The sequence below is a fragment of the Cryobacterium sp. TMT4-10 genome, assembly GCF_004403275.1.
In the GTDB taxonomy this organism is placed as follows: Bacteria; Actinomycetota; Actinomycetes; order Actinomycetales; family Microbacteriaceae; genus Cryobacterium; species Cryobacterium shii.
Map to the genome: position 1 here is coordinate 13,253 of NZ_SOGU01000037.1, position 16,010 is coordinate 29,262.

The window sequence follows — 16,010 nt, forward strand, 5'->3', positions numbered from 1 at the left end:
TGGGGCTTCTTCGTTGTCACTTCGACTGCTCAGTCGAGTAGTGGCTGCTGAGTCAGTGGCTCAGGGCCGGTTCCTCGAACTGGTTCATCGTGTTGTTCTTGCCACCGGCCTTCAGCGCGGCCTCGCCGGCGAAGTACTCCTTGTGGTTGTCACCGAGGTCGGATCCAGACATGTTCTGGTGCTTGACCGTTGCGATTCCCTCGCGGATTTCGCGACGCTGCACGCCCTTCACGTAGGCCAGCATGCCCTGGTCGGCGAAGTAGCCCTTGGCCAGATCATCGGTGGAGAGTGCTGCCGTGTGGTACGTCGGCAGGGTGATGAGGTGGTGGAAGATGCCGGCCTCGGCAGAGCCGTCGCGCTGGAACGTGCGGATGCTCTCGTCGGCGATCTGGGCGAGCTCGGTCTCGTCGTAGGCGACGCTCATGAGCTTGGCCCGGTCGTAGGCCGACACGTCCTTGCCCTCGGCGAGGAGGTTGTCGTACGCCTGCTGGCGGAAGTTGAGGGTCCAGTTGAACGACGGGCTGTTGTTGTAGACCAGCTTGGCGTTCGGGATCACCTTACGAACTTCGTTCATCATTCCGGCGATCTGGGCGACGTGCGGCTTCTCGGTCTCGATCCAGAGCAGGTCAGCGCCGTTCTGCAGCGAGGTGATGCTGTCGAGCACGCACCGGGCCTCGCCGGTGCCTTGGCGGAACTGGAACAGGTTGCTGGCCAGACGCTTGGGGCGCAGCAGCTTCCCGTCGCGCTTGATGACGACGTCCCCGTTGCCCAGGTCGGCCTCGGTTATCTCGTCGACGTCGAGGTAGGAGTTGTACTGGTCGCCGAGGTCACCGGGCTGGTACGTCACAGCGAGCTTCTGCGTCAGGCCGGCACCGAGCGAGTCGGTGCGCGAGACGATGATGCCGTTGTCGATGCCCAGCTCGAGGAACGCGTACCGCACGGCGTTGATCTTCGCGATGAAGTCCTCGTGCGGGACGGTGACTTTGCCGTCCTGGTGGCCGCACTGCTTCTCGTCCGAGACCTGGTTCTCGATCTGGATCGCGCAGGCACCGGCCTCGATCATCTTCTTGGCCAGCAGGTACGTCGCCTCGGGGTTGCCGAAGCCGGCGTCGATGTCGGCGATGATCGGCACCACGTGGGTCTCGTAGTTGTCGATCTGGTCCTGAATGGCCGCGATCTTGGCGTCGTCACCGGCGCCGCGGGCCCCATCCAGGGCGGTGAAGAGCAGGTCCAGCTCGCGGGCGTCGGCCTGGCGGAGGAAGGTGTAGAGCTCCTCCACGAGGGCGGGAACGGCCGTCTTCTCGTGCATGGACTGGTCGGGCAGCGGGCCGAACTCGCTCCGCAGGGCGGCTACCATCCAGCCGGAGAGGTACAGGTAGCGCTTGTTCGTGGTCTTCAGGTGCTTCTTGATCGAGATCATCTTCTGCTGGCCGATGAAGCCGTGCCAGACGCCGAGGGACTGCGTGTAGACGGAGGAGTCCGCGTCGTATTCCTCCATGTCTTTGCGCATGATGTCGGCGGTGTACTGGGCGATCTCGAGGCCGGTCTTGAACCGGTTCTGGGCGCGCATCCGCGCAACGGATTCGGGGTTGATGGCATCCCAGCTGCTTCCGAACGCATTCTTGAGGGCTTCGACTGCCTCGGTGTCGTCTTGATAGATGGTCATGTGCATTCCTTCGACGTTGAATTGTGCAGAGCACTGGTCGGCTGTATCGGCGGCCCGATATTGGCTGCTACATGAAGACTGCGGCAATAGCAACAGGTCTTCGTCAAGATTCGGAACAGAACTTTTGCGTTTCTTCTTCGACTGAGAAGAAAAGCGCCGAAAGTCGCCCCATTGGGCAATCTGAGGCCTCTGCCGCGTTTGAGACCCCATCCGAACCGGTGAAGTACTTGAACCTACAAGTAAACCCTGTTAGGTTGAAGCTACAAGTAATTTGCGGGCACGCTCGCATCGATAGACAGGACGCCATCATGACCGTTTCACTTGACGACCGCCTTCTCGCCCCCGAGACCTCGATGGGCGCGGTGACCCTGCGGGTCGCCGACCTCGAGGGGATGTCGAGCTACTACTCACGGGCCTTCGCGATGGAGCCCGTGGCGGAGCGCACCCGGGACCGCGAGGTGCACCGCGTTCTCGGCCGCGGGCTCACGCCGCTCGTGCGCCTGGTCCACACCCCGGATCTGCCCGGTGTCGACCCGCGTCAGGCAGGCCTGTTTCACACCGCCTTCCTCTTCGAGAGCCCCGCCAGTCTCGCCGCGACCGTCTACCGGGCGACGCAGGACCCGCGCAGCCGATTCGTGGGATCGAGTGACCACCTTGTCAGCGAGGCATTCTACTTCACCGACCCCGAGGGCAACGGCGTCGAGCTGTACGTCGACAGGGACCGCGACCAGTGGGTTCGCCACGGCAACGAGATCCGGATGGCCACCGAGTATCTCGACCCCAACGTCTATCTGAAGAGACACCTGACCGAGGAGACGCTGGATGCCGCCGTGTCGCAGGCGGGCACGGTGGGACACGTACACCTGCAGGTGGGGGATCTGCACACCGCCCGCGCCTTCTACGTCGACGCGCTCGGCTTTGAGACGACCCAGACCGAGTACCCCGGGGCGCTCTTCGCGTCGGCGGGCGGCTACCACCACCACATCGCGATGAACGTCTGGAACAGCCGCGGCTCGGGACCGCGCGCGGCCGGCCTCGGACTCGGCGACGTGGCGGTGACCGTTCCGGACACCGCGGATCTGGAGTCCCTCACGGCCCGTCTGCGGGCCCGATCGATCCCGTTCGGCAGCAACGGTCGTTCCGTGACCGTCACCGACCCGTGGGGCACACACGTCACCGTCGCGCTGCCCGACCTGACCACCGACGAGTTGATGGCCCGGTGATCAGTCCGCTGCGTGACGTGCGCTCACCCGGATGGCCCGCCCACGCCACCGCCGAATCCGCCGTCGCTCTCCTGCTGCACGGCTTCGGCTCGAATGAGCGCGACCTGACCGGCCTCATCCCGGCGCTCTGCCTGCGACTGCCGTGGGCGTCCCTGCGCGCGCCGGTCGAACTGGGATCCGGCGGCGCAGCGTGGTTCACGATCACCACGCCGGGAAGCCCCGAGCCTCAACCCGTGGCTGACGCAACGGACGCGATCTGGGCCTGGGTCGACACACATGTGGATGCCCGCACCCGGGTGATCCCCATCGGTTTCTCCCAGGGCGGCCTGATGGCCAGCCAGCTCCTGCGAACACGACCCGAGCGCATACTCGCCACGGTCGTGCTCGGCGGATTCGTGCTGGGGGCAGCACAGCCAGGCGACGGTATCCTCGCAGCGATCCTGCCGCCCGTGTTCTGGGGGCGCGGCGCCCTGGATCGAGTCATCGCGGAACCTGCGATCGCGCGCACGACCGCTTACCTGCCGCGTCACTCGTCCCTCGTGGAACGAGTGTACCCGGGGCTGGCGCACGGCATCGATGGCGCCGAGATCGGCGACGTGCGAGAGTTCCTCACCACCCACGTCGGCGGAGGCGCCGTCAGCCCGCGCGCCCCTGACTGAAGGCCACGAGGCGCGACTGCATCTCACCGTCGGGGGTTGCGACCGGCACCTTCCTATTGTTGCGCAGGGCCCTGGCGACGTTCACAGCGGTGTCCACTGCTGAGCGGTACAGCAGGGAGCCGGAGCTCACACGCCTCACGCCCAACGCCCCAGCTCGGCCACTGTCAGTAAGGGATGTGCGAGAATATTGAGAGGCAGACCGATCCCCGCGGCGATGCTCCGGATGTCCTCCGTGCCGCAATTCCGGGGACGAAGATCCCGTCGGCCCCTGCGCCGGCGTAGGCCCGGGCACGGAGCAGGACTGCATCCACAGAGGCCTGTTCGGCGAACCAAAATTGTCCACCCTCGCATTGATGAACACGTCCGGGCTGTGTCTCTTCGCCACAAGATCCGCGATCTCGACGGGGTCGTCGGAGTAGCCGTCCTCGATGTCCGCCGTGACGTGGACGGGCAGGAGACACATGTGCGCCGCAAGCGCGGATGTTGCCACCATGCGGGCCCGCCCGCCATCGGGCGGGCCCGCCCGCCATCGGGCAGGCCCGCGCTGGCCGCAATGCCAAAGCTGGTGGTGTCGACGGCGGGGACACGGAGGACACCCAGAGCGCGCAAGCTCTTTCCGAATGGATGCCGGAATCTCGAAGAATTTCTTTGCTGGCCGTTGTCCCGCTAGCCTCCCAGGAGTAGTTTCGACCGAAGGTGGGGCGGTGCGCTGGCTCACTCGACGCCAGGCGGGCCGCCTCTTGAGGAAAGGAAGAGTCATGAAACGCATGGCCATTGGGTGCGTCGTCGCACTCGGGCTCGTCTTCGTCGGCGTCAGTTCCGCTCAGGCCGGCGAGACCAGCGGTAACGGGAAACCGGTCCCCGGTGCAGAGAAGGCCAGTTCGGTTTGCGCCTATTCGGGTCGGGACCTGCCCGACGCACAGGAGAACCAGCCGCCCCAGTTCAACGATGACTTCGTCACCGACGGGCGGGTGCAGAGTTACGGGCGGTATGTCAGCCACGGCTTCAAGGACGCCGTACCCAGCCCGGGCGAAGCCTGCCGCGGCAACGTGGAGTTTGCGGAATAACCTGCCGTTCGACGGCGCAACGGCTCCGGATCGGCACCGGAGCAACTCCAGGACCGGGGTGGTTTTCAACCATCTCGGTCCTTCCTCGCTCCAGACTGCGACGAAGAATCGACCCAGCGAGGGCGACCCGGTTCTCCGGGCAGGCCGTTTGGCCACCTGGCGACATCTCGCATCCGGGCATGAAAAAAAGGCCGTGCAACGAATAATCCGATGTCACGACCTATTTCTCAATGAAGCTCGAAGTGCTCCGAACTTCTCTGTGTGCCCGAGGGGGGACTTGAACCCCCACGCCCATAAGGGCACTAGCACCTCAAGCTAGCGCGTCTGCCATTCCGCCACCCGGGCCGGGTGTTTCAGTGGCCGTTCCCGGCCGCCGAATAGACAATCTAGCACGGATTTTCACGCCATCCGGCCGCCGGCACCGTCGCCAGCCGATAGTGCGGCCCGGTAGCGTGAAACCCATGCTTTCCTCCGCTGAAGATGCCCCCGCCGCAGACCGACTGGACCTGACTGCCGAGATCGCTCGCGACCTGATCCGCTTCGACACGACCAACTACGGTGAAGGCCGTTCCAACGGCGAGACGGATGCCGCCGAGTACGTCGCCGCCAACCTCCGCGGCCTCGGTCTCAGCCCCGAGCTTTTCGACCCGGAACCCGGCCGCACGAGCGTCGTCGTGCGGGTCCCCGGCCGCGACCGAAGCCGCGGCGCGCTCGTTGTCCACGGCCACCTGGACGTCGTCCCCGCCGACCCGGACAACTGGTCGGTGGACCCGTTCGCGGGTGTGATCAAGGACGGGCTGCTGTGGGGCCGCGGGGCCGTGGACATGAAGAACATGGACGCCATGATCCTCGCGTCCCTGCAGGACATCCTCGGGGCAGGCAGCGAGCCGGCCCGGGACCTGGTCGTCGCGTTCTTCGCCGACGAGGAAGCCGGGGGAGTGCTGGGCTCACACCACCTCGTCGACACCCGCCCCGAGCTCTTCGCCGGCGCCACCGAGGCCATCAGCGAAGTGGGCGGCTACTCGATCACGCTCGGCGGACGGCGCGCTTACCTGCTGCAGACGGGGGAGAAGGCCCTGATCTGGATCAAGCTGGTCGCCCGGGGTGACGCCGCACACGGATCCCGGCTGATCCACAACAACGCCGTGACCAGGCTTGCCGAGGCCGTTGCCAAGGTGGGCCGTCGCAACTGGCCCATCCGCCTGACCGACACCACCAGCCAGCTGCTGGCCGAGCTGGCCCGGGTTCTGGGGGTCGACCCTCAGCGCGTCGGCCCCGACGAACTGGCCCTGGCCACCGGGACCGCGTCCGGCTTCATCCAGGCGAGCCTGCGCACGACCACCAATCCGACCGTGCTGCAGGCCGGCTACAAGCACAACGTGATCCCTGACCGGGCCGAGGCGCTGATCGACATCCGCACCCTGCCGGGCGACGAAGACGCCGTGCTGGCCGAAGTCGCCGCGCTGGTCGGCCCGGAGATCGAAATCGTGATCATGCACCGCGACATCGGCCTGGAGACCGAGTTCGGCGGGCCGCTCGTCGACGCGGTCGTGGAGACCCTGGGACGGCACGACCCGGGAGCCCCCGTGCTGCCCTACCTGCTCTCGGCCGGCACCGACAACAAGGCCCTCAGCACGCTGGGAATCAAGGGCTACGGATTCGCACCCCTGAAACTGCCCGCGGATCTCGATTTTCCGGCGATGTTCCACGGCGTCGATGAGCGCGTGCCGCTCGACGCGTTAGTGTTTGGCAGGCGGGTTCTGACCGATCTGCTTTCGAACTACTGACCAGCAAAGCGGGCGGCTTGTGAATTTCATCAACGCAATGATCCTTGGACTCGTGCAGGGACTGACCGAGTTTCTCCCGGTCTCGTCGAGTGCGCACATCCGTATCGTCGGGGAGTTCCTGGGCACCGGGGCCGACCCGGGGTCACGGTTCACGGCGATCATCCAGATCGGCACCGAGGCCGCCGTGGTGATCTTCTTCTGGCGCGACATCGTGCGCATCATCGGGCAGTGGGCGAAGTCCCTCGTCGGCAAGGTGCCGCGCATGGATCCCGATGCCCGGATGGGCTGGCTGATCATCTTCGGCTCCCTGCCGATCATCGTTCTCGGGCTGCTGTTCCAGGACCAGATCGAATCATCTCTGCGCAACCTCTGGATCACCGCCACGGTGTTGATCGTCTTCGGCGTCCTGCTGGGTATCGCCGACTTCGTCGGGGCGAAGCGTCGCCGCCTGAAAGACCTCACGGTGCCGCACGGCGTCATCTACGGGTTCGCCCAGGCACTCGCGCTGATCCCCGGGGTCTCCCGTTCCGGCGGCACCATCACCGCGGGCCTGTTCATGGGCTACGAGCGTCGCGCTGCGGCCCGCTACGCCTTCCTGCTGGCGATTCCCGCGGTCCTCGGCAGCGGCTTCTACCAGATGTACAAGTCCATCGCCAAGCCGTGCCTAAAGGGCGCGACCAACTGCACCCCGGAGATATTCGGGCCGTGGGAGACTTTGGTGGCCACGCTGATCGCGTTCGTCGTAGCCCTGTTCGTGATCCGGTTCTTCATGAACTACATCTCCCGACGCAGCTTCCTTCCGTTCGTGATCTACCGCATCGCCCTGGGGTTCCTGCTGATGGGCCTGTTGGCGACGAACACCATCGCGGCGTAGTTAGGCTGGGGGGATGCGCGCCTGGCAACGACCCGAAATCCCCCCACTCCCCGGTCAGTCCGGCGCACCCTGGCTGCACGACACCGCCGCCGACGTGCTGGTCGAGGCACGCCCCACGGATGTCGCGCGCCTCTACGTGTGCGGAATCACCCCCTACGACGCCACCCACCTCGGGCATGCCGCCACCTACCTGGCCTTCGACACCCTGCAGCGGATCTGGCTGGACGGCGGCTACCGGGTGCACTACGCCCAGAACGTCACCGACGTCGACGACCCGCTGCTCGAGCGGGCCGCCGCAACCGGAGTCGACTGGCAAGAGCTCGCGGAATCCCAGGTGGACCTGTTCCGCACCGATATGGAGGCGCTGGGGATACTGCCCCCGAACGACTACGTCGCCGTGACCGAGGTCATCGACGAGATCGCCGATGCGGTCTCCCAGCTCTGGGATTCCGGCGTCGCCTACGCCGTTCCGACTTCCGGCGCGGCTGGCTCAGACATCTACTTCGACATTTCCGCGGCCGAGGGCAAGGCGCCGTGGAAACTCGGCGACGAGAGCAACCTCGCTCGTGGCGATATGCTCGCCCTGTTCGCGGAGCGCGGCGGAGACCCCGACCGCCCGGGCAAGCGGGATGCGCTCGACCCGCTGCTCTGGCGCTCAGCGCGGCCGGACGAGCCGTCCTGGCCGTCCCGGGTCGGGGCCGGCCGGCCCGGCTGGCACATCGAATGCTCGGTGATCGCCCTCAAGGAACTCGGCACGGACTTCACCGTGCAGGGCGGGGGGAGCGACCTGATCTTCCCCCACCACGACATGAGTGCCGGGCACGCGGCAGCCCTGTCGGGTCATCCCCTCGCTGGCGTCTACAGCCACACCGGGATGGTCGCCTACCAGGGCGAGAAAATGAGCAAGTCACTGGGCAACCTGGTGCTCGTGTCGGCGCTGCGCGCGGCCGGCACCGACCCCCGAGCCATCCGCCTGGCCCTGCTGGCAGAGCACTACCGCACCGACTGGGAATGGACCGACCAGCACCTGCTGCGGGCAGAGTCGCGTCTCGCAGCCTGGAGCGTCGCCTTCGGCCCCGGTCACGTGGTCGGCGTCGTGGACACGCAAACGGTCATCGCCCAGCTCAGGCTGACCCTGGGTGCCGATCTGGACACCCCCGGCGCGCTGAGCATCCTGGACGACGCCGTTCTCAGCCCGGTCACCGAACCGGCGCTGCTGGCCGTGGCCATCGACGCCCTGCTCGGCGTGGCGCTCTGACCGCATTGAAGGCCCGCGACCCGCACTGAAGGCCCGGCGACCTTCTGCCTGCGTCTACTGCTGGCGCGGCCCGTCGGGGCCGGAACGACCCTCACGGCCATCCGGGCGGCCGTCGCGCCCGTCGCCGCGCTTACGAAGGTACTTCTCGAATTCCTGCGCGATCGCCTCACCGCTGGCCTCGGGGGAGTCGACCGTGTCTCGGGCCTGTTCGAGCTGCGCGATGTACGCGGCCATCTCGTCGTCTTCCGCGGCGAGGGTGTCGATGCCGCTCTGCCACTCCTCGGCCTCGGTGACGAGGTCACCACGGGGGATCACGACGTCGATGATCTCCTCCAGTTTGTCGATCAGGGCGAGCATCGCCTTGGGGGAGGGCGCGTTGTGCACGTAGTGGGGAACGGATGCCCAAATCGAGAGAGTCGGAATCCCGACCTCCTCCGCAGCGATCGCAAGCACGCTCAGGATGCCGACGGGGCCCTCGTAGGTGCTGCGTTCGATCTGCAGTTCCATCCGCACCTGCGGGTTGTCGCTGGAGACGAAGATGGAGATCGGCCGGGTGTGGGGCACATCCGCCAGCATCGCGCCGAGGAAGACGATGCCTCCGACGTCGGCCGCGAGGGCCGCATCCAGGATCTCCGCGGCGAAGCTCTTCCAACTGCGGGACGGCTCCGTACCGAGGAGCAGGTAAATGTTGCCCGCGTTCGTGCCGCTCACCCGCAGTTCGGCGTCGGCGGCCAGGGGCGCCCCGGCCTCGGCGGGGGTGGTCGGCCCGTAGAGCACGGCGCCCGGCCACTCGAGCTTGCGGCGGCCGTCTTCTCCACCTGCGGAAATCGTGGGCCGGTTGAACTGGTAGTCGAAATAGGTTTCCGGGTCGATCTCCATCAGCGGAGCGACATCGAGCAGGTCTTTCAGGGTGTCCACAGCGCCGGTCGCCGCCTCACCGGCGTCATTCCAGCCTTCGAACGCCACCACCAGGAGTCGCCCGTTGAGGAACCCATTAGCCTCTGTCACTGTCTGAAACCCCGTTCGACTGGTGGTGCCCCGCGCGGCGCACCATCAGTCAAGGATAGGCCGTGCCCCTTACACTTGAACCCCGTGAACCTGATCCGAACGAATTCCGTCCTGCCCGCGGCCGTGCTCTGGGATATGGACGGGACCATCGTCGACTCCGAGCCATACTGGATGCGCGCCGAGACGGAGCTGGTGGAGTCCTTCGGGGGAGTCTGGACCCACGACGACGGGATGCTGCTGGTCGGGGCCGGGCTCTGGGGTTCGGCATCCATCCTGCAGGGACGCGGCGTCGAACTCGACGCCGAGGTGATCGTGCAGACGCTGACCGACCGGGTTCAGGAACTCCTCCAGGAGCTCGGCGCCCCCTGGCGCCCCGGCGCGCTGGAGATGCTGACCGCGCTCAAGGGTGCGGGGATACCGATGGCCCTCGTGACCTCGTCGGTGGAACGGATGGCGCGCCAGGTCGCCGACTTCGTCGGCTTCCCCGCCTTCGATGCCATCGTCGCCGGGGACATGGTTGCCAACAGCAAGCCGCACCCCGAGGCCTATCTGTCCGCTGCCGGGCGGCTGCGCGTCGACGCGGGCCGGTGCATGGCCGTGGAAGACTCCGTGCCGGGCATCGCCGCGGCGGTGGCCTCCGGGGCGGTCGTCCTCGGGGTACCGCACATGGTCACCCTGCCGGAAAGCGCGCACTACGACCTCTGGTCGACCCTGTCCGGCCGTTCCCTCGACGGGTTCACCGACCTGTTCGGCGCCCGCCGCGGCTCCGCCGCACTGCCACTGACTGTGACCGATTCTGAATGAGCCAAGAACAAGGACGTAATCCACGCATGAGCGACAACCAGGTCATCCAGAACAGCGGACCCTTTCGGATCGGTGACCGGGTGCAGCTGACCGGCCCCAAGAACAAACTGAACACGATCACCCTGGAACCGGGGAAGGTGTTCCACACTCACCGCGGCATCCTGGCCCACGACGACATCATCGGCCTCCCAGACGGGTCGGTCGTCACGAACAACGTCGGGGTGGAGCACCTGGCCCTGCGCCCGCTGCTGAACGACTTCGTGATGTCGATGCCGCGCGGCGCGGCGATCATCTACCCCAAGGACGCCGCCCAGATCATCGCCCAGGCGGACATCTTCCCCGGCGCGACGGTGGTCGAAGCCGGCGTCGGTTCCGGGGCGCTGTCGCTGTGGCTGCTGCGCGCCATCGGCCCGGCGGGCCGGCTGGCGTCGTTTGAACGACGCGGCGAGTTCGCGGATGTCGCGCGCGATAACATCGCCACCTTCCTCGGGCACGACCCGTTGAACTGGTCGATCACCCTCGGTGACCTCGCGGACACCCTGCCGGGCACCATGCCCTCTCAGAGTGTGGACCGGGTCGTGCTCGACATGCTCGCCCCATGGGAGTGCCTCGAGGCGGTCTCCGAGGCCCTCAAGCCCGGGGGAGTGCTGCTCTGCTACGTGGCCACCGTGACCCAGCTCTCCCGGGTGGCCGAGGCCATCCGCGGCACCGGGCTCTACACCAACCCGGACTCCAACGAGACGATGGTGCGGGGCTGGCACGTCGAGGGTCTCGCCGTACGCCCGGATCACCGCATGATCGGCCACACCGGTTTTCTGATCACCGCCCGACGCCTCGCGCCGGACACGATTCTGCCCGAACTCAAACGCCGGCCGTCCAAGACCGACTTCTCCGACGCGGACGTGGAGGCCTGGACTCCGGGCGCCCTCGGCGAACGCAGCGTGAGCTCGAAGGTCATGCGCAAACGCGTGCGGATCGCGGAGTCGGGCGCGGCCATCTCCAAGGCCAGGGACCTCAACCCGGGCGAGCCCGCGACCGTGCCCTCTGGCGTGGCCTCGGACGCCGACGAGGCCACCCCCGACGCCGGATAGGATTATATCGGCCTGCCATCGGGCCCCGGCACTTTCCCGCACCATCCAGCACTTATTGCGCCCCAGACTGAAATGAGAACTCGTGCGTAGAGCTTCTGCCCTCATCGCCTCGGCAGGACTGCTGGTCGCGGCCCTCACCGGCTGCAGCACCACCGGTTCGGCCGCGGACTGCGACGCTCCCGTTTCGGCGGGTGCCGCAACGAAGCTCGTCACGGTAGACGGCGACTTCGGCAAGGCCCCCACGGTCGACTTCCCCACGCCGGTGAAGACCACGACCACCCAGGCCAGCGAGGTCATCGACGGCAGCGGGGCGGGCCTCGTTCACGGCCAGCAGGTCACGCTCGAACTCAGCATCTACAACGGAACCACGGGCGCCGTGATCGAAAAGAGCGCGTATGACGGCACCTCGCAGACGAACTATGTTCTGGCCGATGCCCCGCTCAAGGGCCTGACGGACGGCCTCCTCTGCGCCCAGGTGGGATCGAGAATGGTCGTCGTCGTCGCTCCGGAAGACGCTTTCGGGCCGCAGGGCGGCAGCGAACAGTTCGGTGTGGGCAAGGACGATTCCTTGATCTTCGTCGCCGATGTCGTCAAGGCCTACCTGCCGCGCGCCGACGGCGCCAGCCAGCCCGTGGCGAACGGTCTCCCGGCCGTCGTGCTGGCCGAGGACGGCACGCCCGGCATCACCATCCCGTCCGGTGCTCCGCCGGCGAAACTGCAGATCGGTGTCCTCAAGAAGGGGAACGGCGCGGAGGCGGCCGAGGGTGACAACGTCACCGTGCACTACACCGGAGTCGTCTGGGACCAGAAGACCGTCTTCGACTCGAGCTGGGCCAACGGCGCACCGGCCACTCTCGTGGCGGCGGTCGGATCAGCGACGCAGGCCGGGGTCATCCCCGGGTTCGCGAAGGCTCTCATCGGGCAGACGGTCGGCTCCCAGATCGTCGCGGTCATCCCTCCGGACGAGGGGTACGGCGACTCGGCACAGGGCTCGATCCCGGCCGGATCGACGCTGGTCTTCGTCGTCGACATCCTCGGCATCGGCTAAACCCCGCGACGGGGACGGGCCGATAGACTCGCAGCGTGCCGCCCATTCCCGATCAACCCAGCCGTGTTTCGGTCGAAGAACGCCTGTTCAGCCTCGTACTCGCGCTGATCGCGACCGAGATCGGGCTGACGAAGGCCGACATCCTGTCCAATGTCCAGGGCTACCGCCAGCGGTATGCCCCGGGCGGGGACAACGCCAGCCTCGAGCGCCAGTTTGAGCGGGACAAGGACGACATCCGCGAACTGGGCATCCCGCTCGAGACCGTGGAGCCGCCTGACGACCCCGGCAGCAACCACCATCTGCGCTACCGGATCCCCAAAGGCCTCTACGACCTCCCGGCGGACGTGTCCTTCAGCGCCGAAGAGCTGACCCTGCTCAAGCTCGCGTCGACCGTGTGGCGGGAAGGGTCGCTGTCCGCGGAATCGAGGCGAGCCCTGACCAAGCTCCACTCGCTGGGCGTTGACGCGAGCGATCCCGTGCTCGGCTATTCCCCCTCCCTCCGCGTGAGGGAGGCCTCGTTCGAACCGCTCAGCAAAGCCATGGACCGCGGCCACGTGGTCTCCTTCCTCTACCTCAAACCGGGCGAGGAATCGCCGCGCCGACGCCGGGTCGCCCCGCAGGCCGTCGTGCTGCACGACGGTCGCTGGCATCTCTTCGGCCGGGACACGGAGGCCGACGCGACCCGCACGTTCCTGCTGTCGCGCATCGTCGGTCCGGTGGTCACCGTGCCCGGTGAATCCTTCGTGCCGGACGGCGACGGCAAAGGGCAGGAAGCCCTGCGGGAACTCGACGCGCTGTGGCACGCGCAGGTCGCCGAGGTCACGGTGCGTCCCGGCAGCGATGCCGCGGTCCGGCTCTCCAAACGAAGCTCCGGGAACACCGATCCCGCCGCCGTGTCGGCCATCGCGCTGCACTATACGGATCTCAATGTGCTCGCGGACGAATTGGCCGGTTACGGACCCGAGGTGCTCGTGCGTTCTCCGGCGTCGCTCCGGGACGCGGTCCTGACTCGCCTCATCGGTGTGAGGGACGCCCACACCGACCCGTCCAGCACCGACCCGTCCAGCACCGACCCGTCCAGCACCGACCCCGCCGGCACCGACCCGTCCAGCGAGGGAGAACCGAGATGAGCGCCCTCGTCATGCCCGGAGCATCCGACAAGCTGACTTTCCTCCTGTCGCTGGTTCCCTACCTGATGGACCGAGACAGCATCAGTGTCACGGATGTCGCCGATCACTTCGGTGTGGCGCCGCAACTCGTCCGCGACGCGGTGAGTCTGATTGCGGTGTCGGGCGTCCCCGGAGAGAGCCGGCAGTACCAGCACGGCGACCTCTTCGACATCCACTGGGAGGAGTTCGAGACCAACGACACCATCGCCCTCACCCACCTCGTGGCCATCGACGACTCCCCGCGATTCTCGGCCCGCGAGGCCGCCGCTTTGATCGCAGGACTCCAATATCTGTCCTCGCTGCCGGAGAACGCCGACAGCGAGGCGATCGCCTCACTGATGGCGAAGCTCACCCGCAGCGCTTCCGCCGCTCCCACCCAGGTCGCCGTAGCCCGCACCGATTCGGGCACCGCGATCACGATCATCCAGTCCGCGGTCCGCGACGGGGTGCAAGTCGAATTCGATTACCTCAACGCCCGGGGCACGCAGGAGAAGCGGCGGGTCGATCCGTGGCGCGTCGAATCCGTTGACCGTGACTGGTACCTGCGCGGCTGGTGCCACCTGCGCGGCGCCATCCGCACCTTCCGGCTTGACCGGATGAGCGACCTGCAGACCACTACGCTGCCGACCACCCCGCGCCCCGATGATGTCGTCCTTCCGGAGAACCTGTTCGAGGGGTCTGCCTCCGACCTCGACGTCGTGGTCGAACTGCCGATATCGGCCGTGCCCCTGCTGGCCGACTTCTCCCCGCAGAGGGCTGAAACGGATAGCGGCCTCCCCGCCGAGCAGGTGCGCCTGACCGTCAGGGTGGCGCACTATCACGGGCTGAAGCGGCTCGTCTCCGGGCTTGCCGGAGTCGTGACCGTCGTCGGCCCGGCCGAGGCGCGGAAAGCGGTGCGGGACTGGGCCGGTGCGGGCGTACAGGCCTACGACGAGGCGCCTGACTGGGCCACTGGCGACGACAATGCCCCGCCAGTCGGGGGGATCCGCTGATGCCTTGGTGGTCATGGGCCCTGATCTGGAGCGGGCTGATTCTCGGCCTCCTCGGCACACTGGCCTGGTTCGGCTTCAGCCTGTTCAAGAAGCTGATGGCCACGGTGGACGCGCTCAGGGACCTGGGCGACCAGGTGGCCGCGTTGGGCCGGGACCAGGCCCCGCCGGAGCAGGCTCAATTCCGGCCGGGAATCTTCCAGAACCGTGAGGACCTCCAGCTCGCCGTCGAGCTCCTCCGCGATGAGCGGCAGCACCGCCGACAGGCGCGTCGGGACTCCTTGATCGCCAGAGGTAAACTGTTGCAACATGTTCCCTTGAACCGAAGGACAGACCCTGATGCTTAACAACCTGACCGGATGGCACTTCCTGATCATCCTCGTCATCGTTCTGCTTCTGTTCGGCGCCCCCAAGCTTCCCGGCCTCGCCCGCAGCCTCGGTCAGTCGATGAAGATCTTCAAGAACGAGATCAAGAGCGACAAGGACGAAACCGACCTGGCGCCCCACGCTGACGGTTCCACGAAGGCCGCGGGGCCGTCGGACCCCACGACGAAGTCGTAGTCCGTGGCGGGGCGTACTCCTCGGCGTGAGACCAACGACGGCAAGATGTCGCTCGGGCAGCATCTGCTCGAGTTGCGCAAGCGTCTGTTCTGGGCTGCGGCCGGTATCGCGGTCGGGACGGTCATCGGCTGGTTCCTGTCCGATTTCGTGTGGGACTCGCTGCGCGAACCGATCTACGCGATCGTTGAGGCGCAAAACCGCAACGCCCAGCTCAACTACCCGGACATCACCTCGGCTTTCGATCTCAAGCTGAAGATCTCCTTCTATGTCGGCCTGATCGTGTCCAGCCCGGTCTGGCTCTACCAGATCTTCGCTTTCCTCACGCCAGGGCTGACCCGCAAGGAGAAGCAGTACACCTTCGGCTTCCTGTTCACCGCTATTCCGCTGTTCCTGGCCGGATGCGCGGCCGGCTGGTACGTGCTGCCGAACGTCGTCGGGCTGATGACCAGTTTCGCGCCGAAGGAAGACGCCGCGCTGATCGTGGCGCAGAACTATTTGGACTTCGTTCTCAAGCTCATGATCGCCATCGGCGTCGCCTTCGTCCTGCCCGTTTTCATCGTGCTGCTCAACCTGGCCGGCGTGATCAGCGCCGCGTCGATCATCAAGTCCTGGCGCGTGGCCATCCTCGTGATCGTCCTGTTCACGGCCATCGCCACTCCCGCCGCGGACGTGGTCTCCATGTTCCTGCTGGCCATCCCGATGGTCGTTCTCTACTTCGCCGCTTACGGCATCGCTTTCCTTCACGACCGCCGCGCCGCTAGGCGCGCCCGTGCCCTCGATCAGGAGCTGGCGCTCTAGGGCGCCCC

Annotated in this window: 16 protein-coding genes and 1 tRNA gene; 14 read left to right on the forward strand and 3 right to left on the reverse strand. The window is 66.8% G+C overall.

The window, feature by feature from the left end:
• Positions 1 to 52 precede the first annotated feature (52 nt).
• Positions 53 to 1,666 carry an isocitrate lyase gene (locus E3T42_RS05995; RefSeq protein WP_134367201.1) on the reverse strand — a complete coding sequence of 538 codons (1,614 nt, stop codon included), beginning with the start codon at positions 1,664 to 1,666 and terminating at the stop codon, positions 53 to 55.
• A 308-nt stretch (positions 1,667 to 1,974) separates the two neighbouring features.
• Here E3T42_RS05995 and E3T42_RS06000 point away from each other — a divergent pair, with 308 nt between their 5' ends.
• The 3 genes from E3T42_RS06000 (at position 1,975) to E3T42_RS06010 (ending at position 4,615) form a co-directional block, all read left to right on the forward strand.
• Positions 1,975 to 2,889 carry a VOC family protein gene (locus E3T42_RS06000; protein ID WP_134367199.1) on the forward strand — a complete coding sequence of 305 codons (915 nt, stop codon included), beginning with the start codon at positions 1,975 to 1,977 and terminating at the stop codon, positions 2,887 to 2,889.
• 17 nt (positions 2,890 to 2,906) lie between these two features.
• Positions 2,907 to 3,548 (forward strand): alpha/beta hydrolase, encoded by a 642-nt coding sequence (locus E3T42_RS06005; RefSeq protein WP_166787174.1) that lies wholly within the window; start codon positions 2,907 to 2,909, stop codon positions 3,546 to 3,548.
• A gap of 758 nt (positions 3,549 to 4,306) precedes the next feature.
• A complete protein-coding gene (locus E3T42_RS06010; protein WP_134367195.1) occupies positions 4,307 to 4,615 on the forward strand; it encodes a hypothetical protein in 309 nt (102 codons plus the stop codon).
• A 262-nt stretch (positions 4,616 to 4,877) separates the two neighbouring features.
• On the opposite strand, the gene E3T42_RS06015 is transcribed toward E3T42_RS06010, so the two are convergent.
• Positions 4,878 to 4,960, reverse strand: a tRNA-Leu gene (locus E3T42_RS06015).
• Positions 4,961 to 5,076: 116 nt separating this feature from the next.
• On the opposite strand from E3T42_RS06015, the gene E3T42_RS06020 reads away from it, so the two are divergent.
• From E3T42_RS06020 to mshC, 3 genes are read left to right on the forward strand one after another with little or no spacing between them, the layout of a single operon-like run.
• Complete coding sequence (locus E3T42_RS06020; protein WP_134402655.1) at positions 5,077 to 6,402, forward strand: M20/M25/M40 family metallo-hydrolase; 1,326 nt, start codon at positions 5,077 to 5,079, stop codon at positions 6,400 to 6,402.
• 19 nt (positions 6,403 to 6,421) lie between these two features.
• Entirely contained in the window at positions 6,422 to 7,276 is an 855-nt protein-coding gene (locus tag E3T42_RS06025; RefSeq protein ID WP_134367191.1) for an undecaprenyl-diphosphate phosphatase, read from the forward strand.
• A gap of 13 nt (positions 7,277 to 7,289) precedes the next feature.
• Positions 7,290 to 8,534 carry a cysteine--1-D-myo-inosityl 2-amino-2-deoxy-alpha-D-glucopyranoside ligase gene (mshC, locus tag E3T42_RS06030; protein ID WP_134367189.1) on the forward strand — a complete coding sequence of 415 codons (1,245 nt, stop codon included), beginning with the start codon at positions 7,290 to 7,292 and terminating at the stop codon, positions 8,532 to 8,534.
• A gap of 54 nt (positions 8,535 to 8,588) precedes the next feature.
• Here the strand turns inward: mshC and E3T42_RS06035 are convergent, their stop codons facing one another.
• Positions 8,589 to 9,542, reverse strand: a complete 954-nt coding sequence (locus tag E3T42_RS06035) for a proteasome assembly chaperone family protein (RefSeq protein ID WP_134367188.1) — start codon at positions 9,540 to 9,542, stop codon at positions 8,589 to 8,591.
• An 84-nt stretch (positions 9,543 to 9,626) separates the two neighbouring features.
• On the opposite strand from E3T42_RS06035, the gene E3T42_RS06040 reads away from it, so the two are divergent.
• The 8 genes from E3T42_RS06040 (at position 9,627) to tatC (ending at position 16,002) form a co-directional block, all read left to right on the forward strand.
• Positions 9,627 to 10,346, forward strand: a complete 720-nt coding sequence (locus E3T42_RS06040; protein WP_255572859.1) for an HAD family phosphatase — start codon at positions 9,627 to 9,629, stop codon at positions 10,344 to 10,346.
• A gap of 26 nt (positions 10,347 to 10,372) precedes the next feature.
• Entirely contained in the window at positions 10,373 to 11,437 is a 1,065-nt protein-coding gene (locus E3T42_RS06045) for a tRNA (adenine-N1)-methyltransferase (RefSeq protein ID WP_134367186.1), read from the forward strand.
• A gap of 82 nt (positions 11,438 to 11,519) precedes the next feature.
• Complete coding sequence (locus E3T42_RS06050; protein WP_134367185.1) at positions 11,520 to 12,485, forward strand: FKBP-type peptidyl-prolyl cis-trans isomerase; 966 nt, start codon at positions 11,520 to 11,522, stop codon at positions 12,483 to 12,485.
• Positions 12,486 to 12,520: 35 nt separating this feature from the next.
• Positions 12,521 to 13,615 carry a YafY family protein gene (locus tag E3T42_RS06055; protein WP_134367183.1) on the forward strand — a complete coding sequence of 365 codons (1,095 nt, stop codon included), beginning with the start codon at positions 12,521 to 12,523 and terminating at the stop codon, positions 13,613 to 13,615.
• The gene (locus E3T42_RS06060; protein WP_134367181.1) at positions 13,612 to 14,646 is read left to right on the forward strand and encodes a YafY family protein; all 1,035 of its coding nucleotides are present in this window, start codon (positions 13,612 to 13,614) and stop codon (positions 14,644 to 14,646) included. Before E3T42_RS06055 ends, E3T42_RS06060 begins: the two co-directional genes overlap by 4 nt.
• A complete protein-coding gene (locus E3T42_RS06065) occupies positions 14,646 to 14,990 on the forward strand; it encodes a hypothetical protein (protein WP_134367179.1) in 345 nt (114 codons plus the stop codon). The genes E3T42_RS06060 and E3T42_RS06065 overlap by 1 nt, the downstream gene beginning before the upstream one ends.
• Positions 14,983 to 15,204, forward strand: coding sequence for a twin-arginine translocase TatA/TatE family subunit (gene tatA / locus E3T42_RS06070; RefSeq protein WP_134367177.1), 222 nt, complete (start codon positions 14,983 to 14,985; stop codon positions 15,202 to 15,204). Before E3T42_RS06065 ends, tatA begins: the two co-directional genes overlap by 8 nt.
• Before the next feature lie 45 nt (positions 15,205 to 15,249).
• Positions 15,250 to 16,002, forward strand: a complete 753-nt coding sequence (gene tatC / locus E3T42_RS06075) for a twin-arginine translocase subunit TatC (protein ID WP_134402665.1) — start codon at positions 15,250 to 15,252, stop codon at positions 16,000 to 16,002.
• Positions 16,003 to 16,010: the final 8 nt, after the last annotated feature.

Bases quoted from the DNA above. Each gene is read 5' to 3' on its own strand.
- E3T42_RS06060 (WP_134367181.1), top strand. From the start codon at position 13,612: ATGAGCGCCCTCGTCATGCCCGGAGCATCCGACAAGCTGACTTTCCTC.
- E3T42_RS06065 (WP_134367179.1), top strand. From the start codon at position 14,646: ATGCCTTGGTGGTCATGGGCCCTGATCTGGAGCGGGCTGATTCTCGGC.
- tatC (WP_134402665.1), top strand. From the start codon at position 15,250: ATGTCGCTCGGGCAGCATCTGCTCGAGTTGCGCAAGCGTCTGTTCTGG.
- E3T42_RS06020 (WP_134402655.1), top strand. From the start codon at position 5,077: ATGCTTTCCTCCGCTGAAGATGCCCCCGCCGCAGACCGACTGGACCTG.
- E3T42_RS06000 (WP_134367199.1), top strand. From the start codon at position 1,975: ATGACCGTTTCACTTGACGACCGCCTTCTCGCCCCCGAGACCTCGATG.
- mshC (WP_134367189.1), top strand. From the start codon at position 7,290: ATGCGCGCCTGGCAACGACCCGAAATCCCCCCACTCCCCGGTCAGTCC.
- E3T42_RS06045 (WP_134367186.1), top strand. From the start codon at position 10,373: ATGAGCGACAACCAGGTCATCCAGAACAGCGGACCCTTTCGGATCGGT.
- tatA (WP_134367177.1), top strand. From the start codon at position 14,983: ATGCTTAACAACCTGACCGGATGGCACTTCCTGATCATCCTCGTCATC.
- E3T42_RS05995 (WP_134367201.1), bottom strand. From the start codon at position 1,666: ATGACCATCTATCAAGACGACACCGAGGCAGTCGAAGCCCTCAAGAAT.
- E3T42_RS06010 (WP_134367195.1), top strand. From the start codon at position 4,307: ATGAAACGCATGGCCATTGGGTGCGTCGTCGCACTCGGGCTCGTCTTC.